This is a genomic window from Rhodococcus parequi (genome assembly GCF_046042785.1).
Classification (GTDB): Bacteria; Actinomycetota; Actinomycetes; order Mycobacteriales; family Mycobacteriaceae; genus Prescottella; species Prescottella parequi.
Genome location: NZ_JBDLNV010000002.1, coordinates 601,305 through 622,795, shown reverse-complemented (window position 1 = coordinate 622,795; position 21,491 = coordinate 601,305). Strand labels below are relative to the sequence as shown.

Sequence of the window (21,491 nt, the reverse complement as noted above, 5' to 3'; positions counted from 1 at the left end):
GCGGGCAGCACCGAGGACAGGATCGGCGGCGAGATGGTGTCTCCGGCACCACTCGCCGCCGATCGTCGTTCCGCCGACTGGCGGGACGTGCCCGGTCACACGGATCCGCTCACGTCGCGGCTGGCGTCGACGATCGGCGGCCCGGTGGGTCGGCACGCACTGATCGGTCGGACGCGCTTCTTCACCCCGATGCGGGTGATCCTGCTGCTGGCCGTGGTGTTCCTCAGCCTCGGCTGGTTCACCAAGGCCGGCTGCATCCAGCAGGCCCCGGTGGGCGAGAACGGTGTCCTGGGCCTGGACTGGAGCGGCAACCGTCAGTACGTCGCGATGTGTTACTCGGACACGGTCCCGCTGTACGGCGCCGAGCACCTCGACGAGGGCGCCTTCCCCTACAAGAAGTGGTGGGAGGAACCGAGATCCGACGGCTCGATACAGCAGCGGTACATGGAGTACCCGGTGCTGTCGGGTCTGTACCAGTACGGCTCGATGGTGGTCGCGAAGGCGTGGGACGCGACGCCGTGGCTGCCCGGCGGTCTGCAGGTGGCGATCTACTTCAACGTCGTCGCGTTCGGTCTGGCGATGGCGTGGCTGGTGACGGTGTGGGCGAGCGCCCTGCTGGCCGGCAGACGGGTGTGGGACGCCGCCCTCGTCGCGTGCTCACCACTGGTGATCGTGCACGCGTTCACCAACTTCGATCCACTCGCGACGGCGTTCGCGATGGGTGGCCTGCTGGCGTGGGCGCGTAAACGCCCGGTGCTCGCGGGCATCCTGCTCGGGTTGGGTGGCGCCGCCAAACTCTTCCCGCTGATGCTGCTCGGTCCCCTGCTGGTGTTGTGCCTGCGGTCCGGGCGCATGCGCGACTGGACGCGGGCGACGCTCGCCGCGGCCGCGGCGTGGCTGGTGGTGAATCTGCCGATCGCGCTGCTGTTCCCGCGTGGTTGGGCCGAGTTCTTCCGGCTCAACTCCGAGCGCGGCGCGGACCCCGACTCGATCTACAACGTCATCACGTCGTTCACCGGATGGACCGGATTCGACGGCCCGCTCGCGCCGGGTGAATCACCGTCGGTGCTCAACGCCGTGACGCTGCTGCTGTTCGCCGCGGTCTGCGTCGGTATCGGCTACGTCGCGCTCACCGCGCCGCGCCGCCCGCGCCTGGCGCAACTGTGCTTCCTGCTGGTCGCCGGGTTCCTGCTCACCAACAAGGTGTGGAGTCCGCAGTATTCGCTGTGGCTGGTGCCGCTCGCCGTCCTCGCCCTGCCGCATCGTCGGATCCTGTTGGCCTGGATGACGATCGACGCGCTCGTGTGGGTGCCGCGGATGATGTACTACCTCGGCGTCTCGAACAAGGGACTGCCCGAGGAATGGTTCACCGGCGCCGTCGTGGTGCGCGACCTGGCCGTCGTCGCCCTGTGCGTTCTGGTCCTGCGTCAGATCTACCGCCCGACGGAGGATCTCGTACGGTTCGGCTTCATCGACGACCCCGCGGGAGGCGTCCTCGACCAGGCCGAGGACGCGCCCCCGCGGTGGCTGCCGGCGTGGCTGCGGCCGCAGCCGGTGCCCGAGCGCATCGAGGAACCCGTTCCCCTGCGGTAGAGGGGTATCGGTTCCCGGGGGTCAGACGCGCAGACCGGTGAAGGGTTCGAACGGGAGATTCCTGATCACGAACCACACCGCGAGGATCGCGGCGGCGGCGAGGGGAGCCCATCGAAAACGCTGTCGGCGTCCGGTTCGGTGCCCGCGCGCCGACCGGAGCGTCCACGACGCGTACGCGGCCACGAGGAGCGCTGCCGCGACGACTCCGACGGCGTTGTACCGCAGTGCTCCCGGCAGATCGAAGTGCAGCAGCGCGTAGAGCATTCGCGAGGTGCCGCACAGGGGGCAGTCGATCCCGGACAGCGCCTTGGTCGGGCAGGTGGGGATCGGACCGCCGGGGGTGGTGGGATCTGCCCACACGACGAGGCCGCACACCGCACCCGCGGCGGCCGCGACCGCCGCGGGTGCGACGAGGCGGTGCAGCCGTTCGGGCGCGGGCGTGGCGGTCACGCGATCCAGTGCACCACAAGGTCGCACGGCGACGAGGTGCTCTGTCACCCGGAACCGGTGGAGGTGGCGACCGCGGACCGCTCCAGGACCGCGCCGACCGGGCCCGCCGGCGCGCGGGCTCCGCCGGTGTACCGGCGCAGCGGTACCCGCGCGAACAGAACGAAGAACACCGCCAGCAGCGCGGCCTGACTCCACACGCCGAGTTCGACGAGGAACCGCGCGGCCGCACCGTCCGAATCGGTGGCGAGGGCGTCGAACCAGCGGAACACCGCGATCCCGAGCACGGCGTCGGCGACCAGGAACGTGCCGACCAGGGACCACGGGATGCGGAGCAACACCAGGAACGGCAGCAGCCACAACGTGTACTGCGGTGAGTGCACCTTGTGCAGCAGGACGAAGGCGCAGAGCATCGACGCGCTGACGCCGATCCACGGGTAGACGCCCTCGCGCGCGTACCGGCGCCACCCCAGCCACAACGCCAGCGCCAGCGCGGCCGCGAGCAGCAGCGGCGACAGCGTGCCGACGAGTGCGTGGTACGACGGGCTCCCCCGCAGTCCGGCGCCCATGAGCGGGCGCAGCCCCCAGTACCAGATGCTGTTGCTGGTGAGGTCGGCCTCGCGCAACTGCTGGAACGTGAACGACGCCCGCCAGCCGGCGTAGTCGTGCACCGCGAACGGCAGATTGATCGCTGCCACCGTCGCCGCCGCCGACCCGAGCACCGCGACGGCGCCGCGGACGTCGAGATCGTGGCGCGGCCGTCCCCGGGTGAGGACGTACAGCGCGAGCGGCAGCACGAACAGCCCCGGATAGAGCTTGAGGCAGAAGCCCACGCCCAGCAGCACCGCGACCAGCACCCCGCGGGTGCGGACCGACCACCGGTTCGTGGCCATCACCGCGACCGCTGCCACCGTCGTCGCGACCACGGGCAGCTCCCAGTTGTGGAAGGCGTACAGCAGCAGCGGCGGGGTCGCGGCCCACAGCAGCGCGGCGCGCCCGGTGAGCCGGCTCAGCATCCACGCCGTCGCCAGTCCGAACGGCGCCAACAGCAGCACCGAATGCTGGAGGAACTCGGCGTCGGTGTGGGCGCCGGTCGCGCCGAGCCACATCAGCAGACCGCTCAGCACCGGGTATTCGACGGTGCCGCCGGTGAGCAGGCCGTCCGACGTGATGCCGCCGGTGTAGGGAAACAGGTGCTGGTCGATGCCGCGTCCGAGCCACAGGAGCTGGATGTCGGAGTAGCAGACGTCGCGGTCCTTGATCCGGTCGAAGATCAGGCTGCGGCCGTCGGCGCCGAACGGTGGGCCGATGCAGCGGGCCTTGTCGAGGTAGCCGAGCGCCAGGGTCAGCAGGCAGGCGGTGAGGACGGCGACGGTTGTTGCTCCGGCCCGGATGTTCCCCGTCGCCCGCATGAAATCCAGCGTAGGGCGATCTCGCGGGTTCGTGGGATCAGCGAGCCTCCGCCGGAGCCGACCGCGGGGTCAATTTCGCAGGTCAAAGGGCACTCGTGTACCCTGCAAAGGTTGCTGACGCAACGACCCTCCTGCCACGGACAGTCCGTGGCCGTTTCACAGTCCATAGGAGGTGATGAGGTCTTATGCGTCATTACGAATTGATGGTCATCCTCGACCCCAGCCTGGACGAGCGCACCGTCGCCCCGTCGCTGGATACGTTCCTCAATGTCGTCCGTAAGGACGGCGGCAGTGTCGACAAGGTCGATGTCTGGGGCAAGCGCCGTCTCGCGTTCGAGATCGCCAAGAACGCCGAAGGCATCTACGCGGTCATCGACATCACCGCCGAGCCGGCCACCGTCAAGGAGCTCGACCGTCAGCTGGGTCTGAACGAGTCGGTGCTTCGCACGAAGGTCCTGCGCCACGGCAAGTGATTCCCGTCTGATCCAGGCGCGGAGCCGGTAGTCAGTACCAGCACCTAGGCTCTGGACCAACAGGAACTCCACACACAGCAGGAGGAACCACATGGCAGGCGACACCGTAATCACCGTCATCGGAAACCTGACGGCTGATCCCGAGCTTCGTTTCACCCCTGCGGGTGCCGCGGTCGCGAACTTCACCGTCGCGTCCACGCCCCGCACCTTCGATCGTCAGTCCAACGAGTGGAAGGACGGCGAAGCGCTGTTCTTGCGCTGCAACATCTGGCGTGAGGCTGCGGAGAACGTTGCGGAGAGCTTGACCCGCGGCTCGCGAGTGATCGTGAGCGGTCGGCTCAAGCAGCGCTCGTACGAGACCCGTGAGGGCGAGAAGCGCACTGTCGTGGAGCTCGAGGTCGACGAGATCGGCCCCTCGCTCCGTTACGCCACTGCCAAGGTCAACAAGGCCAACCGCGGAGGCGGTGGCGGTGGTGGCTTCGGTGGTTCTTCCGGCGGATCCGGCGGCGGACGTCCGGCGTCCAACTACAACAGCAGCCCCGGCGGAGAAGATCCGTGGGGCAGCGCGCCGCAGGCGGGCTCCTTCGGGGGCTCCCGCGGCTCGGACGACGAACCGCCGTTCTGATCCGTACCCGATCGGAACATCCAGAAAACGGAGATAGACATGCCGAAGCCGCCGCTGCGCGACAAGGTTATGAAGAAGAAGGTCTGCACGTTCTGCAAGGAAAAGAACACGCAGATCGACTACAAGGACACGGCGCTGCTGCGTAAGTACGTCAGCGACCGCGGCAAGATCCGCGCCCGCCGCGTCACCGGCAACTGCGTCCAGCACCAGCGGGACATCGCAGTTGCCGTGAAGAACTCGCGTGAGGTCGCCCTGCTGCCTTACGTCTCGACGGCTCGCTAAGGAAAGGGAGGGACGACATGAAGCTGATTCTCACTGCTGACGTGGACAACCTCGGTGCGCCCGGCGACACCGTTGAGGTCAAGGACGGCTACGGCCGTAACTACCTGCTCCCCCGCGGCCTGGCCATCGTCGCCACCCGTGGCGCTCAGAAGCAGGTCGAGGGCATCCGTCGTGCGCAGGAAGCGCGCGCGGTCCGTGGTCTCGACCACGCCAAGGAGCTCAAGGCTGCCATCGAGGGTCTCGAGGGTGTGTCGCTGTCGGTGAAGACCGCCGGTGACTCGGGCAAGCTGTTCGGTTCCGTCACCGCGGCCGACGTTGCAGGCGCCATCAAGGCTGCCGGCGGCCCGGTCGTCGACAAGCGCAGCCTGGAGCTGCCGAAGGCCCACATCAAGGCCACCGGCAAGCACCAGATCGTGGTCAACCTGCACCCCGAGGTTGCTGCCAAGTTCCACCTGAACGTCGTCGCCGCCTAGTCGACACGTTCGGTCGAAGGGCCCCGCGGACTCCGGTCCGCGGGGCCCTTCGTGTTCCTGGGGACGGCTTGTGGATAGATTCGCCACCCAGTGCCGTTTTTATGACCTGAGTCATACTCCCGTTGGACGTTCGTTTACCCAACACGCCCGGGTTGTCAATTTGGCGACACGCCGTGGGATCCTCAATCCACAGGGCTGTGAAAACAAAAACCGCCTTCTAGCAGGGATTTGTCGAGTGTGATGTTCATCGATCCACAGGTTGTCCCCAGATTTCCCCAGCCGGTTAACACTCGAGGGTTTCGCGTCCCCAATTCATCCACAACCCTGTCCACAGCTCGGTTTGATATGGGCTCCTCGAGACCCCTAACGTCGCTGCGAGCATGTCTCTCGAGGCGCCCGCGGGGCGGCCGAGATTTGTCGGGGGACGCGGGTACAAAGAGAGTGCAGGACGCCGTTCGGGCATCGTTCCGGGCGGGCTGCAGGCTCGTCGTGGGGAAGGACGGTCGCGTTGGCGGTTGTAGATGATCGAGGCCATTCCGAGTACCCGGGACCCCCGGAGGAGCCCAGCGAGGAATTCGGCCGGCAGCCTCCGCACGACATGGTCGCCGAACAGTCGGTGCTCGGCGGCATGCTGCTGAGCAAGGACGCGATCGCCGACGTCCTCGAGGTGCTGCGCCCCGGCGACTTCTATCGCCCCGCCCACCAGTCCGTGTACGACGCGATCCTCGACCTCTACAGCCGCGGTGAGCCGGCCGACCCGGTGACGGTGTCCGCCGAACTCGACCGCCGCGGCGAACTGCGCCGCATCGGCGGCGCCCCCTACCTGGTGACGCTCACCCAGACCGTGCCCACGGCCGCGAACGCCGCGTACTACGCGGAGATCGTCGCCGAGAAGTCGATCCTGCGTCGCCTCGTCGACGCCGGCACCCGCATCGTCCAGTACGGCTACGCCGGCTCCGACGGCCAGGACGTCGCCGAGGTGGTCGACCGTGCGCAGGCCGAGATCTTCGAGGTCACCGAGCGGCGCACCACCGAGGACTTCATGCCGCTCGAGGAGCTGCTGCAGCCCACGATGGACGAGATCGACTCCATCGCCAGCCGCGGCGGTATCTCCCTCGGCGTGCCCACCGGGTTCAGCGAGCTCGACGAGATCACCAACGGCCTGCACGCAGGTCAGATGATCATCGTCGCGGCGCGCCCGGGTGTCGGTAAATCGACGATCGGGATGGATTTCATGCGCTCGTGCTCCATCAAGCACGGCATGGCCAGCGTCATCTTCTCGCTGGAAATGAGCAAAACCGAGATCGTGATGCGTCTGCTGTCGGCGGAGGCCAAGATCAAGCTCTCGGACATGCGCTCGGGCAAGATGACCGACGACGACTGGACGCGTCTCGCGCGGCGGATGAGCGAGATCAGCGAGGCCCCGCTGTTCATCGACGACTCCCCCAACCTGACGATGATGGAGATCCGCGCGAAGGCCCGCCGACTCAAGCAGAAGCACAACATCCGGTTGATCGTGATCGACTACCTGCAGCTGATGTCGTCGGGCAAGAAGGTCGAGTCCCGTCAGCAGGAAGTCTCGGAGTTCTCGCGAAGCCTCAAGCTGCTCGCGAAGGAACTCGAGGTTCCGGTGATCGCGATCTGTCAGCTCAACCGTGGCCCCGAGCAGCGAACGGACAAGCGCCCGCAGGTTTCCGACCTCCGCGAGTCCGGCTCGCTCGAGCAGGACGCCGACATGGTGATGCTGCTGCACCGCCCTGACGCCTTCGAGCGGGACGACCCGCGTGGCGGCGAAGCCGACATCATCCTCGGCAAGCACCGTGGTGGTCCGACAGCCACCATCACCGTCGCGCACCAGTTGCACTACTCGCGGTTCGTGGACATGGCGCGGGGGTAGTTCGCGGCGGCGGCCGTGTAGACAACCGATTATTAACGTCGTCGGCATGGTCGCCCGCCCGTCCGACTTCGGGCGGGACGCATTCGATCCCGCCCCACTGGCCTGTCTGGTTGCTCAGCGCTGGGCCGGGGATGATGGGGAGGTGCCGGACAGCGATGTGGACCGATATCTCGAAGCCGTCGTGGAGGCTGCGCGGGAGGTGCTCGGTACGGAGTTCGTCGGAGCGTACGCGGCCGGGTCGCTGGCTCTGGACGCCTTCCAGCCCGGCCGCAGCGACATCGACATCGTTCTGCTCTGCCGTAACCCCTTGAGCGAGGCTGTGAAGCGGGAGTTGATCGCTCGACTGCGGCACAGCGCCCTGCCGTGTCCGGCCCGAGGGTTGGAACTGGTGGTCTACACCGTGGCTACGGCGCAGTCGGGCACCGGGAAACCGGGATTCGAGCTCGAGCTGAACGACGGCCCGGGCATGGCCTTCCGGCAGACCCTTCGACCCGCGGACCGCCCGACGGCCGACGGGACGTTCTGGTACGGACTGGACCGCAGCATCCTGCACAAAAGCGGCCGGGTGTTGGCGGGACCGCCGGCCTCGGAGGCTTTCGCCGAGCTACCACCGGAGGAACTGCAGAGCCTGCTGGTCGACTCGCTGCACTGGTGGATGGCGCTGCCCAGCCAGGCCGACGACCGACCCGCAGCCGGAGCCGATGACGCGGTCCTGGGGGCCTGCCGCGCGCTGGTCCGATCCCGCTACGGGAGGTGGCTGTCCAAAGTCGACGCCGGCCGCCGGCTACTCGGGGTCGGCTACGAGCCGGCCGAGACGATCGAGCAGTCCATCGCAGCACGCTCCGGTGAGCCCCCACCCTCAGGTCGGCAAGCACGGACGTTCCAGGAAGGCGTTCTGCACGAGCTCCTGGCTGCGACCCAACGGCCCACATGACCTGCCGGTCACCGCTCATCCGACAGGGCTCCGACGAAGCGCTCCAATCGGATTCGAGGAGGGTGTCCGCAAGATGGTGGACGCAGTCGGCGACGGCGTCGGCGGGGTGAGGCGCGCTGGCCCAACTGCGAGACAACCTTGCGGCCGCACCCGAACAGGGCGTCGCGGCACTCGTCGAAGCCGACTTCGCAATATGTCGGAGGCCGCCGATCTCGCCGTCCACCAGGACCTTTCCGATCTGGCGAAACGGACGCCAGTCACGCGATCGGCCCCGCACGCTCGCCGTGACTGCAGCGCGTCTCCGGTGCGGAGGTGTTCGAAATCCGCTAGCGGGGATCGTTGGCCCGTGTTAGTTTGGGTCGTCCTTGATTGACCTGGAGTGCGAGAGAATGGGGGTGAGTTGATGTTTGCGGTGAAGACCGCTGCCGTGCGCAGCGCCCGGACCATCCTCATTTCCCGGGCCCCGGTCTAGACCCGATACCCCTTGCCGGTAGTTGCCGTGAGCTGCGCTCACGGTGTCGCTGCCGGGTGGTTCTCGCGTTCGAACGGGGCTCCTACACCAAGGGTCTCATCATGCATTCATCTCACCACTCTTCGTACTCTTCACCGTCCTCACGAGAGCTGTCCGCGCTCGGCTGGGACGAGACGTTCGCGGCGATGTTCGCCGAACACGCCGCCGCCGGGCTCCTACCGGCCCGCATCGTGCGGGTCGACCGCGGCCGATGTGACACCCTCACCGCGTCGGGGCCGGTGCGCGCCGACAGCAGTGCGCTCAGCGGCGCGGACCGTGAACAGATGGTGTGCACCGGCGACTGGGTCGCGCTACGCCCGGGACCGCAACCGCAGGTGGTGGCGTTGCTGCCGCGCCGTACCGCGATTGCGCGCGCGTCCTCGGACCGCACCTCCCACCGGCAGGTGCTCGCGGCCAACGTCGACACCGTCGTCATCGCGGTCTCGCTGGCGGCACCGGTCAACGCGGGCCGCATCGAGCGGTTGCTGGCGCTGACCTTCGACAGCGGCGCCCGCCCGGTCATCGTGCTGACCAAGGCCGATCTGGCCGAGCGCGCCGGCGCGGACGAGGCCGCGGTGGCCGCCCTGGCACCCGGCGTCGACATCCTCACTACCAGCGCCGCTACCGGTGTGGGCCTCGAGCAGATGGCCGCTGCCGTGACCGGGACCGCGGTGCTGCTGGGGCCGTCGGGGGCAGGCAAATCGAGTTTGGCCAACGCGTTGCTGGGCCGAGAACGCATGGACACCAACGAGGTTCGCGAGGTCGATGGCAAGGGCCGCCACACGACCGTGCATCGCGAGTTGTTGGCGTTGCCCGCTGGTGGGGTGCTCATCGATACTCCGGGTCTGCGGGGCATCGGCGTGCAGGATGTCGCCGACGGGGTCGAGCAGGTGTTCGCCGAGATCGAGGCCTATGCCCGCAACTGCGCCTTCGGCGACTGCGAACACCGCAGCGAACCCGGGTGTGCGGTGCAGGACGCGGTCGTGGCCGGCGAGTTGGACCTGGGCCGGCTCGAGCGGTATCGCAAACTGATGCGGGAAAGCCAGTGGGCGGCCACCCGCGGTGATGCCCGTCAGAGCGGCAAACGCAGCAAGACCGTCAAGGCGATCACGCGGGATCTGCGCGCCACCTACCGATTCCGCGACCGTCAGCGCTGATGCCGGCGTGCCCGGCCACGCGCCGGCGGGCGCACCGGAGACGCTGGATCGCCTGGCTGACAACATCATTCATCACAGAAGGACAACCATCATGAACTCCCGTACCGACTGGACCACTCGTGCCGAGACCAGCGCTGATATCCCCGCGATCCGCGAGATCAACCTCGCCGCGTTCGACACCGCCGAGGAGGCCGACCTCGTCGAGGCGTTGCGTCAGGACCCCGCGTGGATCGACGGTCTGTCGCTGGTCACTCTCGACGATGCCGGCGCCCTCGTGGGCTATGTACTGCTGACTCGCGCGCACATCGGTGATACCCCGGCGCTGTGCCTGGGACCGTGCGCGGTCCTGCCGCAGTATCAGAAGACCGGCGTCGGATCGGCCGCGATCCGTGCAGCCCTCGCCGCCGCCGAGGTGAGGGGTGAGCATTTCGTCACCGTCCTCGGACACCCGGAGTACTACCCGCGTTTCGGGTTCACCCGCGCCAGTACCCACGGCGTCACCATGAAAACGCCGGTCCCGGACGACGCGCTGATGGTGCTGAGCCTCGGCACCGAGCCCCTGCCCAGCGGCGTCATCCGTTACGCGGCAGCGTTCGGCGACATCTGAACACTCCCGTTCCGCTGGTAACCCCGGGGCTCGTCTGCGTACTCGCAGGCGAGCCCCTGCGGTATGCCGCGACATGAACCTGAGGGTCGTCCATCACCCACGTCCATAAACCCATGGGACTGTTCGATCAGGGAACCCGATGAATTCCGACTTCGCGACAGGTCTGTCTGTGGGAGCGGCCATGCGGGTCGGGCACTGCCCGGACGGTACAGACAGGATGCAGTCGCCATGATGAAGTACACGCTCGACTTCGGCAGTCCGTTGCCGCCCGGCTGGACGGCGCTGGACGACCAGCGTCGGTACTGGGACCGGTTCACCGGGCGGTTCGGGTTCCGTCCGGGCATCACCGAATCGACCTGGCCGGCCATCGCGGAACCGACGCCGTCGATCACATTCGATCTCACCGCGCCCGCCGGTGTCGCAGATCCTGGGCAAGCCGTTTCGATGCGGTGAACGCGGAGGCGTTGCGCTGTTTCGTGGGCGAGTTCGCAGATGACCCGACCTTCGTGGTGCTGGACTGGCAGCACCCGGGTTACCGACTCGATGCCGCGGTGCATGCCGCCACGCCCGACGCGGAGTGGCGAATTCCCGTCTGCCCGAACAGGGACTACTACATCTTCCTGCGCGACGACCTCAGTGCGAGCGCCGGGACAGTGCCTTGTTGTTGATGCCGCCCAACAGGACTCGGCCTGACAGCGGCGGCGTTCCTGTGTCACCGGGCATGCTCAGTCGGTGGTGCCCGCCGGGGGCTCAGCCTGGCTCGGATGGTGTTGCGCTTGGCGGAGTTCGGTGTTGATGCGTTGGGCTCCGGCGAGTTGGTCTTCGAGGATGATGATGCGGCAGGCGGCCTCGATGGGGGTGCCCTGGTCGATGAGTTCGCGGGCGCGGGCGGCGATGCGGAGCTGGTAGCGGGAGTAGCGGCGGTGGCCGCCTTCGGATCGCAGCGGGGTGATGAGTTTCGCGGTGTCGAGGCTGCGGAGGAAGGCTTGGGTGACACCGAGAAGTTCGGCAGCACGGCCCATGCTGTAGGCCGGGAAGTCCTCGTCGTCGAACCGGCCTCCTGGGCTGCTGGCTTTCGGGCTGCTGTTTTCTGGGGTCGGCGGAATGTGCGTGTCGCCTTTCGTATGCACGGACGTGGGCCCCGGCGCCTGTACGGCGCCGGGGCCCGAGGGGATTCACTTACCCGGACCGGCCGTCAGGCCGGCATCCTTACTTGTTTCCCGCCTCGGCGGACGGGACGCGATCGTGTTACAGCTGACCGTGCACCACCTCCCAGTCGGGGATCTTCCTTCGATTTTCCGGGACGGCGATCTCGCTACCACCCCGGGTGCGGCACCCAACTCGCCGGCGCCGCAGGTCCTGCAACTACCTATTCCCTGCACTTCTCTACCGAGGCGATCTAGCTGCCCGGTAGATGGCGGGACGCATCGAGTACTTCCGAAACACATCAACACACCTTCTCGACGCGTCCCGCCCTACTTACCAGCTCTTTCCTTCATGCAGGTAGTTCGTCCTCTACCTGCCTTCTCGGATCCTTCTGTATCGACAAGAGAAACAGTACAACGGGCAATCAGGATTGTCTACAGTCGCCACTACAGACTTTTCGTGACGGTGGTCACTCACGTGAATGTGTCAGGTCACGGCATCGAAACCGGTTCTGGCGGGTGGCGTATTCGCAGAGTTGGATGGACCGCAGATAACCCGCCTCCGGTTCGCTCTGATCAACCGCTCACTGACACAATGGAACCCATGTCACTCACCCTTGATGCAGCGTTCTGGCGCCGCGTAAATGCGGATCGACGACGCGTGCACGACGAGCGGGAGCGGGTTGCCCGGACAGGTAGACGCCGGCCGCTCGAGGAGGACGCGGTGCGGGCGGTCCCGCTCAGTCATGCCGCCGCAATGAACTCAGCGCGGGCGGAGTTGGCCGCCGTGGCGCGGGCCGTGGAGAACCTGCACGAGGTCGTTCACCCCTGAACGACGCTTCACCCCTCGAGGTTCGCGACGCCGCAATGGCCCGGGAGACAGTCCGCGCCTGGAGCCGGGCAGTCCGCGTGGGGGCCGTCTATCAAGCCGGGTGGCACGAGATGCTGCGTCGGTGGAGCGCGCGAGTCGCGGCGGGTGCGGCATCTCGGTTGCCGCGCAGCTGTCCGGGGTGGGCCTGCGGGCGATCCGGCTGTATCAGCGGCGGGCCTGATCTAGCCCACCCACACGGTGGGGGAACCCGCCGCTACAGGCTGAACGACCTGCGGCGACTGGAATGGATCAGCGAGCCCGTCGGCTCGGGGGTCACCTCACCGGCATCGCCCGCATCCTCGAACACGAAGACACCCACGCACGCCTAGTCGAGGAAGAACACGCACCTAGCGAATTCGGTTGCGCAGCTAGAGTGTTCCCGATTCTCGAAAACACGTCGGGCCCCGCCCCCTGTAAGGAGGGCGGGGCCCGACGCTGCCTCACATCCCCCAAGGGGGAACGCGGGGTGGATCAGATTACGGTGATGCCCGTCGCCTGGGGGCCCTTGGCGCCCTGGCCGATATCGAACCGCACCTGCTGGTTCTCTTCGAGGTTGCGGAATCCGCCGCTCTGGATCTCCGAGTAGTGCGCGAAGACGTCAGCGGACCCATCCGAAGGTGCGATGAAGCCGAACCCCTTCTCGGAGTTGAACCACTTCACGGTGCCTTCTGCCATGTGTATTTCCTCTTCTCATGCTCAACAGCTCTACCGAAGATGGGTAGGGCTGGGCCGGTATCGCACGACGAGAAGATTCCTGACAGGAGATCCATCCGCCCGCAACAAGGATTTGCGAGCGTGGCGAAACGCGAACAAAAACTACGACCAAACACAGTCAACCACACATGCGGCGGGAAGTCTCGCATTCGGCCGGAACGCCGCTGTGGTCGGACGCGAGAGAGGTGGCGACAAGTGTTGCCGCAGAGGGCTATCGGGTGCTGAAGAGTGCGCGATGGATCTCTGCGCTGCTTCTCGACACCGGGCTGGAAGCCGTGTCGACGATACTGGTGAGCTTTTCGGTGGCCGTGTGGTTCGCGTCGCTGTCGCCCTCCCCTTCGGCCCGCGGGTCGTAGAAGAGTCGTCCGTTGACCGGATCATGCTTGCTGTTCACGTGTGTCCTTGTCTGTGGGTATCGCACGAAGCGGGGGCGCCCGGTCGACCGGGCGCGGCTTCGCGCGAGGATGTCGATGGCCGCCGCCGACGCAGGTATACGTCGCGGCTGACTTCGTGTGCTCGATCACCCAGCTCACTGTCCTCCGCGCCACCTCGGAAGGCGGCCGGGATCCTCGCCGGACCTGCCGGCGCTTCCCGGCCCCGATCACTTCCTGCGGGTGAACCTGCGTGCTTTTGCGCGGGCCTCGGTGTGTGCACGCAGTGCCGAGGCCAGCCCGTGGAGGCGCCCGGTGTCGGCGTCGGTCCGCAGTGCCTCGGCGATCCGCGAACCGTTCGCGTGGAACTTGTGTTCCGACGACGTCTCCGGTGCGTCGTCGGGGGTCCGTGTGAGGAAGCGGTCCGGCAGTGCCAGCTTGTGGATCGTCCGGAGCGCCAGCAGGTACTGCCTGCTGAGCGGCCCGGTGGTGTAGGGCAGGTCGTATTTGGCGCAGAGCGCACGCACGCGCACCGCGATCTCGGGGTACCGGTTGGACGGCAGGTCCGGGAACAGGTGGTGCTCGATCTGGTAGCTGAGATTGCCGGTCAAAAATCCCATGACCGGGCCCGCGTCGATGTTGGCGCTGCCGAGCATCTGCCGCAGGTACCACTGCGCCCGCGTCTCGTTCTCGAACTGCTCGACGGTGAACTTCTCGGCCCCGTCCGGGAAGTGCCCGCAGAAGATCACCGCGTACGCCCACAGATTCCGCACGAGATTCGCGGTCGCGTTCGCGGCCAGCGTGTGCTTCCACGCCCGGCCCGTGAGGGCGGGGAACAGTACGAAGTCCTTGCCGACCTGACGGACGACCTTGAGTGCAAATTCCTTGTTGGGTGCCGAGTTCCACTGCATCGGGTCGACGCCCTCGCGCTTTTGCTGCGCCTCGAGGTCGTGCAGGGCGATGCCCCACTCGAACGTCGCGGCCAGGATCACGTTCGCGATCGGCTGCAGCAGATTGATCGGCTTCCACTTCTCGTCGCGGGTCATCCGGAGGATGCCGAATCCCACGTCGTCGTCCATGCCGACGATGTTGGTGTAGGTGTGGTGCGAGTAGTTGTGGGCGCGTTTCCAGTGCTCGGACGGGCCGGTCTGGTCCCATTCCCATGTCGTGGAGTGGATCTCCGGATCGTTCATCCAGTCCCACTGCCCGTGCATTACGTTGTGCCCGAGCTCCATGTTCTCGATGATCTTCGCCAGCGAGAGCATCACCGTCCCGGCGACCCACGCGGGCTTGCGTCGGCTGCCGAGGAGCACTGCGCGCCCGCCGAGTTCGAGGGAGCGTTGCAGGCGGATGACCCGCCGAATGTAGCGGGCGTCGCGTAGGCCCCGGGAATGCTCGACGTCGCGACGGATCGCATCCAACTCGCGTCCGAGGGCGTCGACGTCGGCGTCGGTGAGGTGAGCGAACGCGTTGATGTTGGTGATGGCCACCCAGGGGTCCTCCGTTGGGGTAGATCGGTTCACCGGCGTCAGCTGTCGACGCAGGTCACTAGGTTCCAGGGTATGAGAAGCCGGGCTGGGCTGCGGTGTGACCGAACCAACGTCACCCAAACGGCGTGCACCCGAGTAACATCCCAGAACGCAGCCGCGGCAGCAGAAAGGCACGTCCGGATGCACTCGCTCCTCGGGGCGGGCGCTGTTCCGCCGCCCACAGGTGGCGACAAATCGAAAGCGAGCGCAATCACATGCGGCAGGCGGCTCCTTGGCGGCTGCCGAACCGCATCCGAACACCGGTGGTCAGAGAGGTCGAGCCCGGAGCAGAACCGGAACGTTGCTGCGGGTGCGAACCCATTTTCGGATGCCGGGTGTCGATTCAACCGAAGACCGCTGCCGAGTGCAGCGTCCGGGCCATCCTCACTCCCGGGCCCCAGTCTATACCCGATGCCCCTTTCCGGTAGTACGGGTGGGGAGCCCGAGGGAGATCCGAAGGATGCAGTCGCCATGATGAAGTACACGCTCGACTTCGGCAGTCCGTTGCCGCCCGGCTGGACGGCGCTGGAAGACCAGCGTCGGTACTGGGACCGTTTCACCGGGCGGTTCGGGTTCCGTCCGGGCATCACCGAATCGACCTGGCCGGCCATCGCGGAACCGACGCCGTCGATCACGTTCGATCTCACCGCGCCCGCCGGTGTCGCAGGTTCCTGGGCAAGCCGTTTCGATGCGGTGAACGCGGAGGCGTTGCGCTGTTTCGTGGGCGAGTTCGCCGATGACCCGACCTTCGTGGTGCTGGACTGGCAGCACCCGGGTTACCGACTCGATGCCGCGGTGCACGCCGCCACGCCCGACGCGGAGTGGCGAATTCCCGTCTACCCGAACGGGGATTACTACATCTTCCTGCGCGACGACCTCAGTGAGGGAACGTTCGGGCACCCGTGGGAGCAAACCCTGTGCGTCTTCGGCGAACGACTTCTGGGCACACTCGGACGCACCCTCGCCACTTGGCTGCCGATCAAGCGCATCGACGGCCGACGACCGCCCCTCGCCTAGCGGCGCTGAATCTCGGTGCCCTCCCCGGCGCCGCGTGGGTGCCGCCGGGTCAGGGCACCCTGAACAACGTCGTCATCCGAATCGTGTCGATGTAGAAGCTGCTGAGTGTCCCGGTGGTGACGGTGAGGCCCGATCTGCCGGATCCGAGCGGGATCTGGGCCCGGTCGGTCCAGCGACCCGCCGGTGCGCCGAGGCCGCTGGACTCGTTCGTCAAGCGGATGGGAGTGACGCCGTGCCAGCCGGTGTCGTTGTTCCAGGCGCTGACGTTGGCCGTGACCGAGCAGGGGCTGGTGAAAAACGGTGTCCACGACAGCGTTACCCACGCGGTGCCCGGCTGGTCGTGCGGCGTCTCCAGGCTTCCGGTGATCTGACCGGCACACGGGAGCGAGTGACCCTCGCCGAGCGTGTACACGGTCGGGAGAGGTAGGCGCTCCGGATGGTGGGCAGCGGCGGTGGGGGTCGACAGTGCCAGCGTCGTTGCCGCCAGGGCCACCGGAACCATTGTTCTGCGAATCCATCTCGTCACCCGGCGAGAATACGGTGTCGTGGCCGGGGACGGTTCTACTCGCGGCTCAGCGTCGCCTCCTCGAGGTCGAGTTCGCGCAGCACCTGACGCAGCACGTCGTCGTCGATGCGTCCGGTGTCGCGTTCGGCGATGAAGACGCCGCGCTCGGTCTCGAGCATCTGCAGGCGCAGCGATCGGAATGCGGCGGACGGGCTCTCACCCAGCTCGGCGTCGCTGCGACCGAGGCGTTCCCACGCCGCGTGGGCGCGATGCTCGCTCCACGTGCGCAGGATTTCCGCCGCGCGCTGCCGGACGGCGGCGGGGTCCCCGTCGGTGTTCGCGACCAGTTCGTCGAGCACCTCCGTCGCGGCCCGTGCGGCCTTGTCCTGTGCGGCGGCCAACTCGACTGCATCCCTGCGACGTTCGTCCGAGTTGTCGACGCCCAGCCGCGTGATGAGCCACGGCAGCGTCAGCCCGTGCAGCAGCAGGGTGCCGACCACGACGACGAAGGTGATGAACAGGATCATGTCCCGTCCGGGGAAGGGTTCCCCCGAGTTGACGGTGAGCGGAATCGCGAAGGCCGCGGCCAGCGAGACCACACCGCGCATACCGGACCACGCGAGCACGAACACGGCCCGCCGACTCGGGGCCGCCTCCCGCTCGCGGATCCGTCCGGACATCAGTCGCGGCAGATAGGCCGCGGGGTAGACCCACACCACCCGGACGAGGATCACCGCGGCGAGCACGGCCGCGGATGCGCCGACGACCTCGGCCACGCTGCGGTCGTGCAACCCCCGTAGGACGCTCGGCAACTGCAACCCGATCAACAGGAAGACGAACGACTCGAGCACGACGTCGACGGCCTTCCACACCGCGGTGTCCTGCAGGCGGGTGGCGTAGCCGGCGCTGGTCGATCGCTGCCCCAGATACAGGCCGGCGACGACGACCGCGATCACTCCGGAGCTGTGCACCTCCTCGGCCGCCAGGTAGGCGACGAATGGGACGAGCAGCCCGATCCCGCTCTCCATCACCGGATCCGAGAGCCGGGACCGGATCGCGGCGACGGCGATTCCCACCGCGAAGCCGATCAGGGTGCCGCCGATCGCGGCGCCCAGGAAGGTGCGCACCCCCTCCGTGAGCGTCACACCGGTGCCGACCGCCGCGGCGAGCGCGACCCGGTAGGCGGTGAGCGCGGTCGCATCGTTGAGCAGACTCTCCCCGCCGAGCAGTGTCATGATGCGGCGGGGCAGGCCGAGACGCCGTCCGATTGCGCTGGCGGACACCGCATCCGGAGGGGCCACGACCGCGCCGAGCACCAACGCGGCGGCGAGCGGGAACTGGGGAATGGTGAGGTAGGCGACCAATCCGACGACTGCGGTGGTGGCCAGCGGTAGCCCGATCGCGAGCAGGCCGATGGGTCGGGCGTTGCGGCGCATCGCCAGCGAGGAACTGTCCAGGGCGGCCGAGTAGAGCAGCGGCGGCAGCACCGCGAACAACACGAGGTCCGGATCGAGCGCGGTGTCGGGCAGCCCGGGAATCTGAGATCCGACGAGGCCGACGAGAACCAGCAGCAGCGGCGCCGACCAGTTCATCCGGCGGGCGAGGGCGGCGGTGAGCAGCGCCACCACCGCGACGGCGAGCAGGGCCACGTTCACGGGCGGTCTCCGTCCGACGTTCCGGTATGGATATCGCTCTCTGAAGCATGCAGGATGGGAGGTGATGAAGAGAGCCTTCCGGCGCGCGGTCGATGCGATGCGAGTCGGATCCACGGATCCGGTCGCGACAGCGGCGTGTGCCGAGCTCGCGGAAACCGCCGGCCCGGACCCCGAAGCGCGGACGCCGGGTCGCTGCGAGGACTGCGAGGCCCTCGGTGAGCAGAACTGGGCGCATCTGCGCATGTGCCTGTCCTGCGGGCACGTCGGATGCTGTGACTCGAGCCCCCACCGGCACGCGACCGCGCACTTCGAGCAGACCGGGCATCCCGTGATGCGGTCGCACGAGCCGGGCGAGTCGTGGCGATGGTGCTACCGGCACGCCGAGATGGGCTGACCCGGGATTCGAGTGATCAGCAACCCGCAACCGATTGTCGAGGAGTGAGCGATGACCACGATCCATCTCCACGAGAAGACCACCGCGACGCCGGAGGAGTTCCTGGCCGGTCTCACCGATTTCGGGCCCGGTCGGGGGGAACTGTTCGGCAACAGCACCGACAACTACCTCGAGGTGCACAACCAGGGCCCGCACGATGCCGACGTCACCGAGGGCTCGAGCGGCATCTGGGAGCGCCTGCACTACGACTGGACCGACCCCCATCGCGTCGTGATGACGACGACGGACTCCAACCTGTGGGGTGGCGCCTCGGGTCACGTCTACACCCTCACCCAGGAGCCCAACGGCGAAACCGACGTGGACGTCGTCGTGGTCCGGGACGGCAAGAACCTGCGGGGGCGGCTGCTCGCGGGCGTGCTGGGTGCGTTCGGTTCCCGGGTCCTGGGCAAGCAGTTGAAGAAGTCGATCGAGGCCATCGAGGCACGCAACCACGGCGCGGGTGGGTCGGGCACGCCGCCGTCGGGCAGCTGAATCAGACGACCCGGCTGTCGCCGGTCGGCTCGCGTGTCTCCGTCCGCCCCGGCAGCAGGAGGGGGGTGGCGAGCAGTAGGATTCCGGACACCGTGATCGCGGTCAGCGGGCTGGTGACGGTGGCGAGAAGGCCCCCGGCCGCGACGAGGGCGGCCTGGACGAGTTTGCTGCTGACGCTCCACGCGGTGAGCACCCGAGCGGCGTGATCGGTCGGCGTGCGCTGCAGGCGTTCCGTCGCGCTGATCGGGTTGAAGATGCCCATGCAGACGATCAGCAGGCTCTCGACGACGATCACCGTGAGCAGTCCGCCGACACCGGGCTGGGTGAGGGCGAGGCCGAGCGGAAAGATCGAGCGTAGCCATCCGGAGGTGACCATCACACGGTGCCGGCCGTAGCGGGCGACGAGGCGCGTCGAGAGCCGGGCGCCGACGTATCCGCCCAGGGCCGGCAGGCCGAATGCGAGACCGTATTGCCAAGCCGGGAAACGGTATTCGCCGAGCAGCAGGACGGCCAGGAGCGGGACGGAGGCCATGATCAGGCCGCTGACCGTCACGGAGTTGAGGAACAGGCCGCGCAGGATGCGGTCGTGGAGGATGAGTCGCCAGCCGGCGAGCAGGTCGGTGGCCCGCAAACCTGCGCGGGCGCCGAGGGGAGTCGTGACGTCGTCGCCACGGATCCGGAGCACGGCGGACGCGGACAGCAGAAAACTGACGGCGTCGACGGCGACGGTGACGACCGGGCCGAACAGCCCGACGAGTGCGCCACCGAGGGGCGGCCCCGCCGCTGTCGCCACCCAGTTGGTGCTCTCGAACCTGCCGTTCGCGACCAGGAGACCATCGCCGCGCACGAGGTGTTTCAGGTAGGCGCCCGAGGCGGCGGAGAAGACGATCCCGGCCGTTCCGGAGACGATGGAGACGACCAGCAGTTGGCCGTAGGTGAGCAGGCCGAGGACATACGCGACCGGAGCACTCGCGGTCGCGACGAAGCGGCCCAGGTCCGCCGCGACCATCACGGGCCGCTTCGCCCGATGGTCGACCCACGGCCCGAGTGGGGCCGCTGCGAGCGCTGCCACGGTGAGCCCGGCCGCCTCGAGCAGCGAGACGGCGAACGCCGGCGAGTGCAGCGCCTGCACCGCGATCAGCGGGAACGCGCCGAACGCGATCCAGGAGCCGTAGGTGCTGACGGCGTACGCCGCCCACAAACGGCCGAAGTCGGGACCCAACTGCCCGCGCATTCTGCTCCTCCGCGACAACCGATGTTCGGGTCTCGCATCACAGCAGTCGCATCGGTCCAGCATCAAACAACCGGCCTCCCCGAGTGCCACAACTATCGGTTGCCCGGGCATAGGCTCTGCCGATGGACACCGAGGCACTGCGTTCGTTCGTCCGGGCCTCCGAGCTCGGGCAACTGCGGCACGCGGCGGACGAGTTGGGGGTGACGCAGCAGGCCGTCTCCAAGCGGATCGCGAGCCTGGAGCGGGAGCTGGGCGTCCGGTTGTTCGCCCGTACCTCCCGTGGTGTCGAGCTGACCCTCGACGGCCAGGCGTTCCTTCCGCACGCGCGCAGCGTCGTCACGGGTGCGGACCGGGCGGTCGCCGCGGTCAGGCCCGGGTCGCGCGCCCTCCGGATCGACGTGCTCGGTCTTCGATCGGCGCAGGCCGTTGTGCTGCACGACTATTGGCGGTCGCACCCCGAGCTGGACCTGGACGTGGTGACCCTCAAGGTCGACGATCCCCGGGCCGCGGTCGCGGCCGTCGAGGCGGGCGAGATAGACGCGTCCTTCCGGTCGGTCACCGACCCGGCGACGTTGCCGCGCGACGTGCAGATGATCCCCGCGTTCGACTCGCCACTGGAACTCCTCGTCGGACCGGGACATCCACTCGCATCGGCACGAGCACTGACGCCGACGCAGCTGCGACGGCATCGAATCTGGGTGCCCGGCATCGTGCCCCGCAGCGAATGGGCCGATTTCTACGACCAACTCGTCACCGAGTTCGACCTCCGCATCGACGCGGCCGGCCCCAACTTCGGCAACGAGGTGCTGCTCGACACCCTCGCGGATTCCGCGGACGTCGCGACCCTGATCGCCGCGCGCGACCGGTACCTGTGGCCGGTGCACTACGACCTACGGCGCATCCCCATCGTGAATCCGACTCTCGCGTACCCGATCTCGCTCCTCCTGCGGAGCTCGAATCCGCATCCGGGACTTCGCGGGATCATCGACCACCTGGGCACCCTGGCGGCGCTGCCGCAGGGGGCGTGGCGTCCGTCCTGGGCGTCGACCGGACCTCCGGGCTGATCAGGAGGGTCGGGTACGGCTGCGCAGGAGCGCCGTCGAACCCCGAAGCA

25 protein-coding genes are annotated in these 21,491 nt (G+C 67.7%); 16 read left to right on the top strand and 9 right to left on the bottom strand.

All coding sequences use genetic code 11. The annotated features are described in order from the left end of the window. Positions 1–33 precede the first annotated feature (33 nt). Positions 34–1,593 carry a glycosyltransferase family 87 protein gene (locus ABEU20_RS07110; protein WP_420163919.1) on the top strand — a complete coding sequence of 520 codons (1,560 nt, stop codon included), beginning with the start codon at positions 34–36 and terminating at the stop codon, positions 1,591–1,593. Between the two features lie 21 nt (positions 1,594–1,614). On the opposite strand, the gene ABEU20_RS07105 is transcribed toward ABEU20_RS07110, so the two are convergent. Further along, positions 1,615–2,043 carry a DUF2752 domain-containing protein gene (locus tag ABEU20_RS07105; RefSeq protein WP_420163690.1) on the bottom strand — a complete coding sequence of 143 codons (429 nt, stop codon included), beginning with the start codon at positions 2,041–2,043 and terminating at the stop codon, positions 1,615–1,617. A 44-nt stretch (positions 2,044–2,087) separates the two neighbouring features. Then, positions 2,088–3,452, bottom strand: coding sequence for a hypothetical protein (locus ABEU20_RS07100; protein WP_420163689.1), 1,365 nt, complete (start codon positions 3,450–3,452; stop codon positions 2,088–2,090). 185 nt (positions 3,453–3,637) lie between these two features. Between ABEU20_RS07100 and rpsF the strand changes: the two genes are divergently transcribed. From rpsF to ABEU20_RS07050, 10 genes are all read left to right on the top strand, one after another. Then, a complete protein-coding gene (rpsF, locus tag ABEU20_RS07095; protein ID WP_031936843.1) occupies positions 3,638–3,925 on the top strand; it encodes a 30S ribosomal protein S6 in 288 nt (95 codons plus the stop codon). Between the two features lie 91 nt (positions 3,926–4,016). Then, the gene (locus ABEU20_RS07090) at positions 4,017–4,550 is read left to right on the top strand and encodes a single-stranded DNA-binding protein (protein WP_420163688.1); all 534 of its coding nucleotides are present in this window, start codon (positions 4,017–4,019) and stop codon (positions 4,548–4,550) included. Positions 4,551–4,589: 39 nt separating this feature from the next. Further along, positions 4,590–4,832 carry a 30S ribosomal protein S18 gene (rpsR, locus tag ABEU20_RS07085; RefSeq protein ID WP_005516769.1) on the top strand — a complete coding sequence of 81 codons (243 nt, stop codon included), beginning with the start codon at positions 4,590–4,592 and terminating at the stop codon, positions 4,830–4,832. A 17-nt stretch (positions 4,833–4,849) separates the two neighbouring features. Continuing rightward, positions 4,850–5,305 carry a 50S ribosomal protein L9 gene (gene rplI / locus ABEU20_RS07080; RefSeq protein WP_420163687.1) on the top strand — a complete coding sequence of 152 codons (456 nt, stop codon included), beginning with the start codon at positions 4,850–4,852 and terminating at the stop codon, positions 5,303–5,305. A gap of 508 nt (positions 5,306–5,813) precedes the next feature. Further along, entirely contained in the window at positions 5,814–7,202 is a 1,389-nt protein-coding gene (gene dnaB, locus ABEU20_RS07075; protein ID WP_005516772.1) for a replicative DNA helicase, read from the top strand. A 46-nt stretch (positions 7,203–7,248) separates the two neighbouring features. Then, positions 7,249–8,136, top strand: coding sequence for a nucleotidyltransferase domain-containing protein (locus ABEU20_RS07070; protein WP_420163686.1), 888 nt, complete (start codon positions 7,249–7,251; stop codon positions 8,134–8,136). 573 nt (positions 8,137–8,709) lie between these two features. Continuing rightward, positions 8,710–9,804, top strand: coding sequence for a ribosome small subunit-dependent GTPase A (gene rsgA / locus ABEU20_RS07065; RefSeq protein ID WP_420163685.1), 1,095 nt, complete (start codon positions 8,710–8,712; stop codon positions 9,802–9,804). Between the two features lie 91 nt (positions 9,805–9,895). After that, positions 9,896–10,411, top strand: a complete 516-nt coding sequence (locus ABEU20_RS07060) for a GNAT family N-acetyltransferase (protein WP_420163684.1) — start codon at positions 9,896–9,898, stop codon at positions 10,409–10,411. A gap of 228 nt (positions 10,412–10,639) precedes the next feature. Then, positions 10,640–10,864: a DUF2716 domain-containing protein gene (locus ABEU20_RS07055; protein ID WP_420163683.1), complete on the top strand. Its 225-nt coding sequence runs from the start codon at positions 10,640–10,642 to the stop codon at positions 10,862–10,864. A 23-nt stretch (positions 10,865–10,887) separates the two neighbouring features. Continuing rightward, entirely contained in the window at positions 10,888–11,079 is a 192-nt protein-coding gene (locus tag ABEU20_RS07050; RefSeq protein ID WP_420163682.1) for a DUF2716 domain-containing protein, read from the top strand. A 57-nt stretch (positions 11,080–11,136) separates the two neighbouring features. Here ABEU20_RS07050 and ABEU20_RS07045 read toward each other — a convergent pair whose 3' ends face one another. Next, entirely contained in the window at positions 11,137–11,541 is a 405-nt protein-coding gene (locus tag ABEU20_RS07045; RefSeq protein WP_420163681.1) for a MerR family transcriptional regulator, read from the bottom strand. A gap of 619 nt (positions 11,542–12,160) precedes the next feature. On the opposite strand from ABEU20_RS07045, the gene ABEU20_RS07040 reads away from it, so the two are divergent. Beyond that, the gene (locus tag ABEU20_RS07040) at positions 12,161–12,388 is read left to right on the top strand and encodes a hypothetical protein (protein WP_420163680.1); all 228 of its coding nucleotides are present in this window, start codon (positions 12,161–12,163) and stop codon (positions 12,386–12,388) included. A 510-nt stretch (positions 12,389–12,898) separates the two neighbouring features. On the opposite strand, the gene ABEU20_RS07035 is transcribed toward ABEU20_RS07040, so the two are convergent. From ABEU20_RS07035 to ABEU20_RS07025, 3 genes are all read right to left on the bottom strand, one after another. Beyond that, the gene (locus ABEU20_RS07035) at positions 12,899–13,102 is read right to left on the bottom strand and encodes a cold-shock protein (protein ID WP_114720079.1); all 204 of its coding nucleotides are present in this window, start codon (positions 13,100–13,102) and stop codon (positions 12,899–12,901) included. A gap of 250 nt (positions 13,103–13,352) precedes the next feature. Next, positions 13,353–13,535 (bottom strand): hypothetical protein, encoded by a 183-nt coding sequence (locus ABEU20_RS07030; protein ID WP_420163679.1) that lies wholly within the window; start codon positions 13,533–13,535, stop codon positions 13,353–13,355. Positions 13,536–13,742: 207 nt separating this feature from the next. After that, a complete protein-coding gene (locus ABEU20_RS07025) occupies positions 13,743–15,002 on the bottom strand; it encodes a fatty acid desaturase family protein (RefSeq protein WP_420163678.1) in 1,260 nt (419 codons plus the stop codon). Between the two features lie 510 nt (positions 15,003–15,512). Between ABEU20_RS07025 and ABEU20_RS07020 the strand changes: the two genes are divergently transcribed. Then, the gene (locus tag ABEU20_RS07020) at positions 15,513–16,058 is read left to right on the top strand and encodes a DUF2716 domain-containing protein (RefSeq protein WP_420163677.1); all 546 of its coding nucleotides are present in this window, start codon (positions 15,513–15,515) and stop codon (positions 16,056–16,058) included. A gap of 49 nt (positions 16,059–16,107) precedes the next feature. On the opposite strand, the gene ABEU20_RS07015 is transcribed toward ABEU20_RS07020, so the two are convergent. Together ABEU20_RS07015 and ABEU20_RS07010 are read right to left on the bottom strand one after the other, a co-directional pair. Further along, a complete protein-coding gene (locus ABEU20_RS07015) occupies positions 16,108–16,584 on the bottom strand; it encodes a hypothetical protein (RefSeq protein ID WP_420163676.1) in 477 nt (158 codons plus the stop codon). A 35-nt stretch (positions 16,585–16,619) separates the two neighbouring features. Continuing rightward, on the bottom strand, positions 16,620–18,218 hold the full coding sequence (locus ABEU20_RS07010; protein ID WP_420163675.1) for a Na+/H+ antiporter: 1,599 nt from the start codon (positions 18,216–18,218) through the stop codon (positions 16,620–16,622). A 64-nt stretch (positions 18,219–18,282) separates the two neighbouring features. Here ABEU20_RS07010 and ABEU20_RS07005 point away from each other — a divergent pair, with 64 nt between their 5' ends. After that, a complete protein-coding gene (locus tag ABEU20_RS07005) occupies positions 18,283–18,612 on the top strand; it encodes a UBP-type zinc finger domain-containing protein (RefSeq protein WP_420163674.1) in 330 nt (109 codons plus the stop codon). 51 nt (positions 18,613–18,663) lie between these two features. After that, entirely contained in the window at positions 18,664–19,143 is a 480-nt protein-coding gene (locus ABEU20_RS07000) for a hypothetical protein (RefSeq protein ID WP_420163673.1), read from the top strand. Between the two features lies 1 nt (position 19,144). Here ABEU20_RS07000 and ABEU20_RS06995 read toward each other — a convergent pair whose 3' ends face one another. Then, positions 19,145–20,377, bottom strand: a complete 1,233-nt coding sequence (locus ABEU20_RS06995) for an MFS transporter (protein WP_420163672.1) — start codon at positions 20,375–20,377, stop codon at positions 19,145–19,147. Between the two features lie 122 nt (positions 20,378–20,499). On the opposite strand from ABEU20_RS06995, the gene ABEU20_RS06990 reads away from it, so the two are divergent. Then, positions 20,500–21,441, top strand: a complete 942-nt coding sequence (locus ABEU20_RS06990; protein WP_420163671.1) for a LysR family transcriptional regulator — start codon at positions 20,500–20,502, stop codon at positions 21,439–21,441. The last annotated feature ends 50 nt before the right edge of the window (positions 21,442–21,491 follow it).